General features: G+C 65.3%; 15 protein-coding genes. 8 read left to right on the top strand and 7 right to left on the bottom strand.

The features are described 5' to 3' along the window. The first annotated feature begins 12 nt into the window (after positions 1 to 12). Genes AT959_RS17060 through AT959_RS17050 form a run of 3 tightly spaced genes read left to right on the top strand, consistent with a single transcriptional unit; the run spans position 13 to position 1923 of the window. Positions 13 to 321, top strand: coding sequence for a (2Fe-2S) ferredoxin domain-containing protein (locus AT959_RS17060; protein ID WP_066885681.1), 309 nt, complete (start codon positions 13 to 15; stop codon positions 319 to 321). A 4-nt stretch (positions 322 to 325) separates the two neighbouring features. Beyond that, a complete protein-coding gene (locus tag AT959_RS17055; protein ID WP_066885678.1) occupies positions 326 to 964 on the top strand; it encodes an alpha/beta hydrolase in 639 nt (212 codons plus the stop codon). A gap of 44 nt (positions 965 to 1008) precedes the next feature. Next, positions 1009 to 1923, top strand: coding sequence for an ATP-binding cassette domain-containing protein (locus tag AT959_RS17050; RefSeq protein WP_066885675.1), 915 nt, complete (start codon positions 1009 to 1011; stop codon positions 1921 to 1923). Positions 1924 to 2024: 101 nt separating this feature from the next. Here the strand turns inward: AT959_RS17050 and AT959_RS17045 are convergent, their stop codons facing one another. The 6 genes from AT959_RS17045 to AT959_RS17020 form a co-directional block, all read right to left on the bottom strand. Beyond that, complete coding sequence (locus AT959_RS17045) at positions 2025 to 2327, bottom strand: hypothetical protein (RefSeq protein ID WP_066885670.1); 303 nt, start codon at positions 2325 to 2327, stop codon at positions 2025 to 2027. Continuing rightward, complete coding sequence (locus tag AT959_RS17040) at positions 2324 to 3013, bottom strand: hypothetical protein (protein WP_205629950.1); 690 nt, start codon at positions 3011 to 3013, stop codon at positions 2324 to 2326. Before AT959_RS17040 ends, AT959_RS17045 begins: the two co-directional genes overlap by 4 nt. Then, positions 2955 to 3539, bottom strand: coding sequence for a PAAR domain-containing protein (locus AT959_RS20695; protein ID WP_240481868.1), 585 nt, complete (start codon positions 3537 to 3539; stop codon positions 2955 to 2957). Before AT959_RS20695 ends, AT959_RS17040 begins: the two co-directional genes overlap by 59 nt. A gap of 177 nt (positions 3540 to 3716) precedes the next feature. After that, positions 3717 to 4070, bottom strand: coding sequence for a YkgJ family cysteine cluster protein (locus AT959_RS17030; protein ID WP_066885666.1), 354 nt, complete (start codon positions 4068 to 4070; stop codon positions 3717 to 3719). Further along, positions 4067 to 5638 (bottom strand): B12-binding domain-containing radical SAM protein, encoded by a 1572-nt coding sequence (locus AT959_RS17025; RefSeq protein WP_066885663.1) that lies wholly within the window; start codon positions 5636 to 5638, stop codon positions 4067 to 4069. The genes AT959_RS17030 and AT959_RS17025 overlap by 4 nt, the downstream gene beginning before the upstream one ends. A gap of 102 nt (positions 5639 to 5740) precedes the next feature. Next, positions 5741 to 6019, bottom strand: a complete 279-nt coding sequence (locus AT959_RS17020) for a hypothetical protein (protein ID WP_066885660.1) — start codon at positions 6017 to 6019, stop codon at positions 5741 to 5743. Between the two features lie 273 nt (positions 6020 to 6292). Here AT959_RS17020 and AT959_RS17015 point away from each other — a divergent pair, with 273 nt between their 5' ends. The 3 genes from AT959_RS17015 to AT959_RS17005 are packed head-to-tail and all read left to right on the top strand — an operon-like array spanning position 6293 to position 9159. Further along, positions 6293 to 7063: an ABC transporter permease gene (locus AT959_RS17015; RefSeq protein WP_066886451.1), complete on the top strand. Its 771-nt coding sequence runs from the start codon at positions 6293 to 6295 to the stop codon at positions 7061 to 7063. Between the two features lie 9 nt (positions 7064 to 7072). After that, positions 7073 to 7405: a divalent-cation tolerance protein CutA gene (gene cutA / locus AT959_RS17010; protein WP_066885657.1), complete on the top strand. Its 333-nt coding sequence runs from the start codon at positions 7073 to 7075 to the stop codon at positions 7403 to 7405. Further along, positions 7402 to 9159 (top strand): protein-disulfide reductase DsbD, encoded by a 1758-nt coding sequence (locus AT959_RS17005; protein ID WP_420806648.1) that lies wholly within the window; start codon positions 7402 to 7404, stop codon positions 9157 to 9159. Before cutA ends, AT959_RS17005 begins: the two co-directional genes overlap by 4 nt. Here AT959_RS17005 and AT959_RS17000 read toward each other — a convergent pair whose 3' ends face one another. Then, complete coding sequence (locus AT959_RS17000) at positions 9160 to 9867, bottom strand: phosphatase PAP2 family protein (protein WP_066885654.1); 708 nt, start codon at positions 9865 to 9867, stop codon at positions 9160 to 9162. Positions 9868 to 9957: 90 nt separating this feature from the next. Here AT959_RS17000 and AT959_RS16995 point away from each other — a divergent pair, with 90 nt between their 5' ends. Together AT959_RS16995 and AT959_RS16990 are read left to right on the top strand one after the other, a co-directional pair. Beyond that, positions 9958 to 10194 (top strand): acyl carrier protein, encoded by a 237-nt coding sequence (locus tag AT959_RS16995; protein WP_066885651.1) that lies wholly within the window; start codon positions 9958 to 9960, stop codon positions 10192 to 10194. A 3-nt stretch (positions 10195 to 10197) separates the two neighbouring features. Then, the gene (locus tag AT959_RS16990; RefSeq protein WP_066885648.1) at positions 10198 to 11457 is read left to right on the top strand and encodes a beta-ketoacyl-[acyl-carrier-protein] synthase family protein; all 1260 of its coding nucleotides are present in this window, start codon (positions 10198 to 10200) and stop codon (positions 11455 to 11457) included. Positions 11458 to 11469 lie beyond the last annotated feature (12 nt).

Genomic DNA, 11469 nt, shown 5'->3' with positions numbered 1-11469 from the left:
AAGGAGAAACTGATGAGCTACTTCCAACACCACGTCTTTGTCTGCACCAACCAGCGCGAAGCCGGCGAGCAATGCTGCAACAGCGTCGGCGGCTCGGAGATGTTCGCCTACGCCAAGGACCGCATCGGCGCCCTGAAGAAGAACGGCGCCGGCGCCATCCGCATCAACAAGGCCGGCTGCCTCGGCCGCTGCGACCAGGGCCCGGTGATGGTCGTCTATCCGGAAGAGACCTGGTATTCCTTCATCGACAAGGAAGACGTCGAGGAAATCATCCAGGAACACCTGCTCAACGGCCGTGTCGTCGAACGCCTGAAGCTCTGACACCATGAAAGCCCCCGAAGAGAAAATCGTCGTCGATGGCCCGGTCGGCAAGATCGACGTCATCATGGAACGCCCGGACGCACCGCGCGGCATCGCGCTGATCGCCCACCCGCACCCGATGGGCGGCGGCGCCAATACCAACAAGGTGGCCTACACGCTGGCCCGCACTTTCGTCAGCCTCGGCTATGCCGCTTTCCGCCCGAATTTCCGCGGTGTCGGCGGCACGGAAGGCGAACATAACGAAGGCCGCGGCGAAACCGACGACCTGCTTGCCGTGCTCGACGAAGCCAAGCGCCGCTGCGGCGACCTGCCGGTCGCGCTGGCCGGCTTCTCGTTCGGCGCCTACTGCCAGACCCGCGCCGCCAAACGGCTGGCCGAAGCCGGCCACCCGGCCCAGCGCCTGGTCCTGGTCGGCACCGCCGCCGGCCATGTCGAAGGCAGCCGCCAGTACGACACCGAAGCCGTGCCGCACGACACCATCGTCATCCACGGCGCCGACGATACGCTGGTGCCGCCGGCCAATGTCTATGCCTGGGCGCTGCCGCTCGACCTGCCGGTGATCATGGTGCCCGGCGCCGACCACTTCTTCCACCGTCGCCTGCACCTGATCCGCGACATCATCACCCGCGCCTGGCGGCATTGATGGCAGTTGTTGATTCCGGGACGCCAGTGCCAGCCTCTGCTTCCATGGCGCTCAGTGTCAGCGGCCTGCGCAAGGTCTACGCCGGCACCGAGGTGGTGGCCGGCCTTTCCTTCACCGTCGAGCCCGGCACCTGTTTCGGCCTGCTCGGCCCGAACGGGGCCGGCAAGACGACGACGCTGCGCCTCTGCCTCGGCCTGACGGCGCCGGACAGCGGCGAGATCGCGCTGAACGGCCACGCCATTCCCGCCGCCGCGCAGCAGGCGCGGGCCCGGGTCGGCGTCGTGCCGCAGTTCGACAATCTCGACCCCGATTTCACGGCCAGCGAAAATCTGCTCGTCTTCGGCCGCTATTTCGGCCTGGCCGATGCCGAGGTCAAGGCGCGCATTCCGCAATTGCTCGAATTCGCCGGCCTGACCGGCAAGGCCGACGCCCGCATCGCGACGCTATCGGGCGGCATGAAGCGCCGGCTGACGCTGGCCCGGGCGCTGGTCAACAACCCGGACATCATCTTCCTCGACGAGCCGACGACCGGCCTCGACCCGCAGGCTCGCCACCTGATCTGGGACCGCCTGAAGCAATTGAAGTCGGCCGGCAAGACGCTGATCCTGACCACCCATTTCATGGACGAGGCGGAGCGCCTGTGCGACCGGCTGATCGTCATCGACCACGGCCGCAAGATCAGCGAAGGCAGCCCGCGCCAGTTGATCGCCGAGCACATCGAACCACAGGTCGTCGAAGTCTTCGACGAAGGCAGCCATGATCTGAGCGGCTTCGTCGCCGCCAACCGGCAACTGGCCGAGCGCGTCGAGACGAGCGGCGAAACCGCCTTCTTCTACTGCCGCGAGCCGCAACAACTGCTCGCCCGACTGGCCGAAGCCAGCGGCCTGCGCTATGTGCACCGCGCTTCCAACCTGGAAGACGTCTTCATCAAGCTGACCGGGCGCGAACTGCGCGATTAGCGGCAAAACAGGTATTGGCTGAGGCGTAAGCCGACGCTCTACAAGCCCGACACTGGCGCGCTATTGTGGGTGTTTAAGCAGAATCCAGATTTGCGAATAGGCTAATCGCTGACCGAATTCAAATCCTCGTAATCATTAAGTCGCCTGACGATTTCTGGGGAGTCTTTGTACTTGATGAGCAGGGCTCGATATTGTTTTTTTGCTCGCATGCAGTAGGAATTCGCCTTGCGTTCGATTTCCCGCTGCTGCGCCTTCGGCAAAGAGCTATCCCATTCTCCGGCCAAGTGCAGGCACGTATCAGCGATATCAACGAAACGCTCAATATCGGGCGAAACCCCGGCGTCTGCACGCAACGAGAGCGGGAACGCTAGGCAAATGGCGAGGGCAGCTAAACGAAAGTTCATCGTCCGTCCGTCGACCAGTGCGGCTTATCGGCATCGCCCTTCCAAAACTTGATTACGCCATAGCCAGCACCTACGGCATGCAAGTCTTCATTCATTCCGGTACGTGGCTCTGTCTTGATCGTCACGTGGCTCCCGTCAGCCCCAGCAATTACCAATTCTTTTTTCCAGCTAATCGTCATGTCAATAGCCTTTCGCTCAGTGTGCCTGCTACGCAGCGCAGGCGCTACCTTCAGGCCGCTCATGCCATATTCGGCAACCATCGCTTTTGCAGCCGCTTTTGATGCCTCATCGTTACCATGATCCCAGTTAATGTTGACGCCGGCTTTAGCCGATACGTCAGCGGCCTCGCTCTTGCCATTGGCAATCATCCAACTCCAGTGCATCAGGTAGGCCCGCTCCGGCGGTCGATATGTCGCTGCAACGCTGACATCCGCACCGCCCTGCTTCATCGCGCAGATGAATGAATTGACGCCAGTTTTAAAGTCGCCTTCCAAGTCATCGGTCGAATTGCTACCAGGAAAGCGAGCGCACCAGTCGGCGCCACTGAATTCCCTCTCCGGGACTATTGCGACGGCGGGAGTTGGATCGCTGGTTGGGGTCAGTGTTGCCAGCGTCTCGCCCGGCGCATCAACAACAGCAGGAGTCGATTCCGCAGTATCCGTCGGTACTTGTCTTGTCGTCGTCATGGTATGGAGCAATCAGGGTTGCGTGAGCTGGGTAATCCGCACTGACCTTCTGCGTCAAACCGCTTTTATCGGTCTTGCCGGTAAATATGCGTCCATCGTCCAGCGTGATTTTGTAAGGCGTGTTTGCCATGGGTTTGCCGGACTTGTCACCCTGAACAAGGAATTGCAAGTCGAAGGCGTGGCTTTCTTCGTTACTGGCCAACGAAGAAGCTACGGCAGCAGCCGGTGCCGAGGAAGCGCCTTGCCCCCTGCTGCTCTCGTTGTCGACGTAGGCAATCATTTGACTGGATATCAGCGTAGCGCCGCAGGCTGTCTTGTCGCCGTGCCTAGCCAGCGGCCGACCGTCAATGATCGCCGTAACGTCGCCGGTGACGATGGTCGTAACGCTACCGTGCCCCTTGCGTGGGCATGTTGCCCGGTCACCGATCCGTGCGACGGGCTTACCGTCGACGTCCGTGGATTCCGATCCGGAAATGACAATACCGCCGTGGCTAGTGCGATCTCCGACAACGATAAATGGACGCAATTCAGCCCCCTTTGTTGCCAATGGCATATATTAGCATGGCAAATCCGAGCTTGAAGCCGAAGGCGTACAACCTCGGCCAAAACTGGCCGAGCTTGCATCGGCACGGGCTGGCAGGTAGCTGGGCGCCAACTCCGGCGGTCGACCGGGTAAAAATGGCAAAAACCGCCGGCCGCGGTCTCAAACGAGAATCTGTCGTTTCTCGGCGAAGTAGCGGTAGATCTGCTGCTCGATCGCCGGGTCGATCGGCGTTTCCGGCCGCCGGCCGCGCGGGCAGGGCAGCTGCGGCGTGGTGCCGAACAGGCGGCAGATCAGCGGCCGCTCCAGATAGACCTCGCAGCCGTGCTCGCCGAGATGCGGGCAATTCAGTTCAGCCAGTGCCGCCGCGTGCGCTGCCGCGCTTTTCACCGGCAGCCGCGCCATCTCCTCGCTGGAGGCGGTGACCGGGCCACAGCAGTCGTGACAGCCCGGCTCGCATTCAAAGGCCGGAATATGGCGGCGGAAAAAGCGGATCTTCTGGCTGTCGGCACTCATCGAGCCGCCCCGCCATGCCGATCCTGGCGTTCGGCCAGCGCCCGGGTGGCGCGCGGCAGCGGCTTGGCGCGGTCCTTCAACAGGCCGTGCAGGCAGGCCGGGTTGGCGCGCGCGCCGCTGGCCAGGTAATCGGCGAGCAGCAAGGGGCGAACCTGCTCGGCGGCCAGACCGATGACCCCGGTCAGGTAATCGAACAAGCGGTCGACCAGCATTTCCGGCGTCAGGCCGCTGGTCTGGCCGGTCGTCTGCCACAGCCAGTCGCTGCAGGCGAGCAGGGCGGCGAACGGCGAGGGGCCGGCGAGCAGCAGCGGCAAGGTTTGCGGGAAGCGGCCGGAATTGGCCAGCAGATCCCAGTAGCGGGCGAGCCGTGTAAAGCGCTGCACGGTGGGCGCGTCCACCGCTGCCGTCTGCTGCACGGTGTAGGGCGGCGCCGCCTCGTAGCGCATGCCGAATGCCGCGCTGTGCCGGGCAATCGGCGTGCCGCGCAGGCGCTTCAGCACGCCGAGCTGGATTTCGTGCGGCCCTAGCGCATACAGCCGGTCGAAACCGGCGCCGAAGCTGGCCAACGTTTCGCCGGGCAGGCCGAAGATGAGGTCGGTATGCAGGTGGGCGTGGCTGTGCTTGACCAGCCAGGCGAGGTTGGCGCAGGTCTTGTCGTTGTCCTGGCGGCGCGAGATGCGCTGCTGGACTTCCGGGCTGAAAGTCTGGATACCGACCTCGAACTGCAGCACGCCGGGCGGGAAACGGGCGATCATCGCCTTCAGACGTTCCGGCAGGTGGTCGGGAACGACCTCGAAATGCAGGAAGAGATCAGGCGTCAGGCGGTCGAGGAAAAACTGCAGGATGCGCAGCGAGCTGTCGATCTTCAGGTTGAAGGTGCGGTCGACGAACTTGAAGTTGCGGGCGCCGCGCTGGAACAGATCGTCCAGCGCCGCCAGGAAGCGTTCTTCGGCGAAGGCCCAGGCCCTCTTGTCGAGGGCGCTGAGGCAGAACTCGCACTTGAACGGGCAGCCGCGCGAGGCTTCGACGTAGAGCAGGCGGTGCGCCAGGTCGTCGGCGCTGTACTCGGCGTAGGGCAGGTCGACCTGCTCAAGGCCGGCCTGTTCGCCCGGCATCACCTTCATCAGCGGCGGCGGTCCGTGGCGCAGGGCGCGGCACAGTTTGGGGAAACTGACGTCGCCCCAGCCGGTGATCAGGTGGTCGGCCAGGCGAACGATCTCCTGATTTTCCCACTCATGGCTGACCTCAGGGCCGCCGAGGACGATCTTCAGCGCCGGGCGGGCCGCCTTGAGCAAACGAACAACTTCGGTGGTCGCCGCGACATTCCAGATATAGACGCCGAAGCCGACGATTTGCGGCCAGCCATCGGCCGCTTCGCCCAGTTCGCCGAGCAGCGCCTCGACGATGGCGGCTGCCGGGCGGGCGATGGTGAATTCGCGCAACACGGTAGCCGCCCGCAGTTCGGCGCTGCCGTGGCGGGCCATGTTGGCGAGCAGGTAGCGCAAGCCGAGCGAGGCGTGGATGTACTTGGCGTTGAGCGTGCAGAGAATGATGGCAGGTGGCGACATGCCGCTATTTTGACATCCCGACCCCTGTTCCACCGCTTTCCGGAGCATGCCTGCGGTCGACCGCCCCCGGCGGGCAAAAATGCCGGAGGCGGCCCGGCGCTTTTACCAGGCCCGGGCGCCCATCTTGTAATTGCGGGTTTCCTTGACCGCTTCCGGCTCGGCCAGTTGCAGCGGGGCGAGCGGCACGAACAGTTCGCGCAGACGGAGGACCATGACCAGCAGGTCTTCGTCGAGCGCGGCCTCCTCGATTTCGGCCAGTCGTTCGCGGGCATAGGCCGGTTCGCGCTCGAGGCGCTCCAGGTCGACCGACTGGCTCAGCGAGCGTTTGACCATCAGTTTGAAACGGGCCATCAGCTGGGCCTTTTCGAGCTTTTCTTCCATCGTCTTGTCCTCTTGGGGCGCGGCCGTCCGGCACCGCGGGGGGATTGGTCGTGCACCGCAGCGAAAATCGTGCCGAATGCCAATTGCCTGCCACAAGTTATTTAAAAACATAGTTTTATCATCACCCCGACCCAGCCCCGGCCGGCCGGGCATGCCTGACGCTGGTGCGGCCAGGGGCAGCGGACGGGCCGCGATGGTGCGCCGCAATAAAATCCGGGCCAGGCCGAACGCAGTAAAATGGCCGCCTCACCAATCGCTTCCGGGTCCGCCTGCATGTCCCTTGCTTCGCACAGTTTTCGCTGGTTTCCGGTCTGGCAGCGCAACTTCCTCGTCTGGCGCAAGCTGGCGCTGCCGTCAATCCTCGGCAACCTGGCCGACCCGCTGATCTACATGCTCGGCCTCGGCTACGGCCTCGGCGCGCTGCTGCCGACGCTGGACGGCCAGCCCTATGTCGCCTTTCTCGCCGCCGGCACCGTCTGTGCCTCGACGATGAACGCGGCGACCTTCGAGGCGCTGTACTCGTCGTTTTCGCGCATGCATGTGCAGAAAACCTGGGATGCCATCCTCAACACGCCGCTCGGCCTGACCGACGTCGTCGCCGGCGAACTGTTCTGGGCCGCCACCAAGTCGCTGTTCTCGGGCGCCGCCATTCTCGTCGTCATCAGCGTCATGGGGCTGAGCCACGGCCCGCTCGCGCTGTGGGCGCTGCCGGCCATCGTCCTGACCGGGCTGGCCTTCGCCGCGCTCGGCCTGATCTGGAATGCGCTGGCTCCGTCCTACGATTTCTTCATGTACTACTTCACGCTGTTCATCACGCCGATGACACTGATTTCCGGCGTCTTCTTCCCGACCGACCAGCTACCTAGCTGGCTGGCGCTGATCGGCGGCTGGCTGCCGTTGGCCCAGGGCGTCGCGCTGGTCCGCCCGCTGCTCGCCGGGCAGGTGCCGCCGAATGCCCTGATCCACATCATGGCGCTGCTGCTGACCAGCGTCGTAGCCTTCGCCATCGCGCTGCACCTGACCCGCCGCCGCCTGCTCAAGTAGAATTCGCTGATGGAAGCCTTGCCCGAAACCCTGCTCGTTCTGACCAACTGCCCGGATGAAGAAACGGCCAACGCCATCGCGCTGGCCGTGGTCGAAGCCGGGCTCGCGGCCTGCGTCAATATCCTGCCGCGCGTCCAGTCGATCTACCGCTGGCAGGGCAAGGTCGAGTCGGCGACGGAAATCCCGCTGCTGATCAAGTCCACCGCCGCGCTCTATCCAGCGCTGCAGGCAGCCATCGCCCAGCGCCACCCGTACGATGTTCCCGAAATCATCGCGCTGCCGATCACGCGCGGCTTGCCGGCCTACCTGAACTGGGTGGCGGCGGAAACACTCCAATCATGATGCGCCTCCTGTTCGTCCTCCTTTCACTGCTGCTCTCGCTCGCCCACGCCGAGGAATTCCTCGACCCGGCCGTCGCCTTCAAGCCTTCGCTGAAGGCGCTCGACGGCCAGACCGTCGAAGTCAGCTACGAGATCGCCAAGGGCTATTACCTGTACCGCGACAAGTTCCGCTTCACCGTCGCCGGCGAGACGACGACGCTCGGCCAGCCGGTGCTACCCAAGGGCAAGGAGAAGAACGACGACAATTTCGGCAAGGTCGAGGTCTATTACAAGAGCGTCGCCATCCGCCTGCCGGTCGAACGGAACGCCTCCGGCCCGCTGGCGCTGAAGCTGAACCTGACTTCGCAGGGCTGCGCCGATGCCGGCGTCTGCTACCCGCCGCAAACCCAGACCCTGACCGTCGACCTGCCCGATCCGGCGAGCACGCCCAGCCAGGGTGCCGCGGCCGCCGAAGGCGACGAAAGCGGCCAGATCGCCAGCACGCTGAAGGACGCCGGCTTCTGGGCCAATCTCGCCTTCTTTTTCCTCGCCGGCCTCGGCCTGTCGCTGACCCCCTGCGTCTTCCCAATGATTCCCATCCTCTCCGGCATCATCGCCGGCCAGGGCCACAAGAACTCGCATGCCCGCGGCTTCGCGCTGTCGCTGGCCTACGTGCTGGGCATGGCGCTGACCTATGCCGCGGTCGGCGTCGCCGCCGGCCTGAGCGGCACGCTGGTCTCCGCCGCGCTGCAGAACCCGTGGGTGCTGGGCAGCTTCGCGCTGGTTTTCGTCGTCCTCTCCTTCTCGATGTTCGGCTTCTACGAACTGCAACTGCCGATCGCGCTGCAAAGCAAGCTGTCGGAAGAGTCCGGCCACCTGCAGGGCGGCCGCGGCCTCGGCGTCTTCGCGATGGGCGCGCTATCGGCGCTGATCGTCGGCCCCTGCGTCGCCGCCCCGCTGGCCGGCGCGCTGCTCTACATCGGCCAGACCGGCGACGCCGTGCTCGGCGGCACCGCGCTCTTCGTGATGGCCATCGGCATGGGCATGCCGCTGCTCGCGGTCGGCCTGGCCGGCGGCTCGCTGCTGCCGAAAACCGGGCCGTGGATGGAAGCGGTCAAGAAGGGCTTCGGCGTGCTGTTGCTGGCCACCGCCGTCTGGCTGATCTCGCCGGTCATTCCGGCCGTCGTCCAGATGCTGGCCTGGGCCGCGCTGCTGATTATTCCGGCGATCTACCTGCACGCCCTCGATCCGCTGCCGCCGCATGCCAAGGGCTGGCCGCGTTTCTGGAAAGGCATCGGTATCGTCATGCTGCTGACCGGCGCCGCGCTGCTGATCGGCGCCCTGGCCGGCAGCCGCGACCCGCTGCAACCGCTGGCCGGCCTGCGCGCCGGACAGGGTGCCGTCACCACTACCAGCAACAAACTGCCGTTCGAGCCGGTCGCCTCGCTTGGCGAACTGGAACAGAAGGTGCTCACCGCCGGCCAGCCGGTGATGCTCGATTTTTACGCCGACTGGTGCGTTTCCTGCAAGGAAATGGAGCGTTTTACCTTCACCGATCCGGCCGTGCAGGCCAAACTGGCCGGTTTCAAGCTGCTCAAGGCCGATGTCACGGCCAATAGCGCCGACGACAAGGCGCTGCTCGCCCGTTTCGGCCTGTTTGGCCCGCCCGGCATCATCTTTTTCGATGCCCAGGGTCGCGAAATCAAGGGCCAGCGCATTGTCGGCTTCCAGGACGGCGCCACTTTCCTGGCCGCCCTGAACCGCGTTACCGGTTAATCAGATCGCGTCCTCGCCGGCCGCCGCCGTCACCTGGCGCAGCGAGGGCCAGGCGAAGGCCAGGCCGACGATCAGACCGGCCACGACATCGAGCACGACATGCTGGCGAATCGCCACCGTCGACCACAGGATGGCGAGGCAATAGGCGATGCTTGAGCCGCGCAGCAGCAGCGGCGCCCCGACTCGGCGCAACAGCCGCTCCAGCCAGACTGCCGAGAACACGGCCGAAGCGACGTGCAGCGACGGACAGGCGTTGCCCGAGGCATCCAGCCCCTTGATCAGCGCCATTTCCGGGTACTGCGCCCAGTCGATCAGGCTGGCCGGTACCGCCGTCGGCCACAGCCAGAAGGTGATCAGGCAGGACAGGCAGAGGGCGCCGATCCAGGCGCCGAACAGCAGCAGGGAACGCCGGCTGTTGAACAAGGCCGGCGGCAGCGAGACGTAGACCCAGAGCGAGGCATAGACCGGAAAGGCGGCCGGCGTAAAGGCGATCCACTCATCAACAGCGGTCAGCGGCATCACCGTCGGCGGCGTCACCGGGTTGCGCAGGATGGCGAAATAGGCCCAGAAAAAGAAGGCCATGAACAGCATCGTGCCCACCGCCTTGAGCGGCGCCAGCAGCACTAGCCGTGCAACGAGCTGTCGGTACCAGGGGGCTTGAATGGGCAACTCCACGAAGGGCGCGGCAAAGCGCTCGAAGGCAAACATGGTATCAAATCGTCCGGCATTCTCGATCAGCCCGCTGCGCGGCGGGAAAATCTTTGGGAAACATGGGCTTTCGGATAAAATCCGCCCCCTATGGACTCCATCGGCCTGATTCGCGAATTCCTTGAAGAGCGCCTTGGCGTCGCCCCGGAAACAGTCGTTGCCGAGGCCCCGCTGGGCGAGCTCGGTGTCGACTCGCTGATGATGCTCGAACTGATCTTCGAGTTCGAAGACCGTTTCGGCGTCAAGCTGTCCAAAGACCTGAAAAGCCCCCGGACCGTTGGCGAGATGGTGTCGCTGATGGACCGGCTGCGCAGCCAGCAGCCCTGAGCCATGAGCCAGCGGCGGGTGGCGATTACTGGCCTGGGCCTGGTCAGTCCTTATGGTGGCGACCTCGCCGATTTCTTCGGCCGTCTGCTGGCCGGCGAATCGGCCGTTCGTTTCCTGCAGACCGACGACATTCCCCGACCGCTGGCCATGCCCTTCGTCAGTTGCCCGGCCTTCGATGCCGAAGCCAGCCTCGGCCGGCCGCTGGCCGGCACCATGGACCGCTTCGCCCAGCTCGGCACCGCCGCCGCCTTCAGCGCCTGGGCCGATGCCGGCCTGGCCTGCGGTCAACCGGCTGAAAACGGCGAAAACCGCGAGCGCTGGGGCGTTTCCTGGGGCACCGCGCTGGGCGGCACGCTGGCCTACGAAAAAGGCTACAAGGAATTGTGGATCAAGGGCCGCGAACGTATTTCGCCGCTCTCGGTCATTCTTGGCATGAACAACGCGGCCAACGCCCACATCTCGATCCAGCTCGGCCTCGGCGGTGTCAGCATGAGCCACACCGTCGCCTGCGCCTCGTCGGCCATCGCCATCGGCGAAGCCTTCCGCCGGGTGCGCAGCGGCGAGGCCCCGGTCATGCTGACCGGCGGTTCCGACGTGCCGCAGGCCTATGGCGTCGCCCGTGCCTGGGAAGCCCTGCGCGTCCTGGCCAGCGGCGATGAAAAGACGGCGCCGCGCGCCTGCCGCCCGTTCAGCGCCGACCGCGACGGCCTGGTGCTGGGCGAGGGCGGAGCCGCCCTGGTTCTCGAAGACTGGGAGCACGCTGTCGCCCGCGGCGCCCGCATCCACGGCGAACTGATCGGCTACGGCACGACCTGCGACCACAGCCACCTGGTCCGCCCGGAAGCGGCCGGGCAGGTCCGCGCCCTGCACCTGGCACTGGCCGACGGCGGCCTGAGCCCGGCCGACATCGACTACGTCAACGCGCACGGCACGGCGACCGCCGAGGGCGACCCGGTCGAGATCGCCGCCCTGAAAACCGTCTTCGGCGACGCCGCCGGCCGCCTCGCGGTCAGCGCCACCAAGTCGATGCACGGCCACCAGCTCGGTGCGGCCGGCGCGGTCGAGGCCATCGTCACCGTGCTGGCGCTGCGCGAGCAGGCCATCCCGCCCACCGCACACCTCACCGAGCTCGACCCGGCCTGCGCCGGCGTCGATCACGTGACCGTCGCCCGCCACGGCCAGCCGCTGCGCGCCGCGCTCTCCAACTCCTTTGCCTTTGGCGGCAGCAACGCGGTTCTCGCGTTTCGCGCCGTCGCTCCTTGATCCCCGGAATCC

The organism is Dechloromonas denitrificans, assembly GCF_001551835.1.
Classification (GTDB): domain Bacteria; phylum Pseudomonadota; class Gammaproteobacteria; order Burkholderiales; family Rhodocyclaceae; genus Azonexus; species Azonexus denitrificans.
This window is presented reverse-complemented; position numbering and strand designations above follow the sequence as displayed.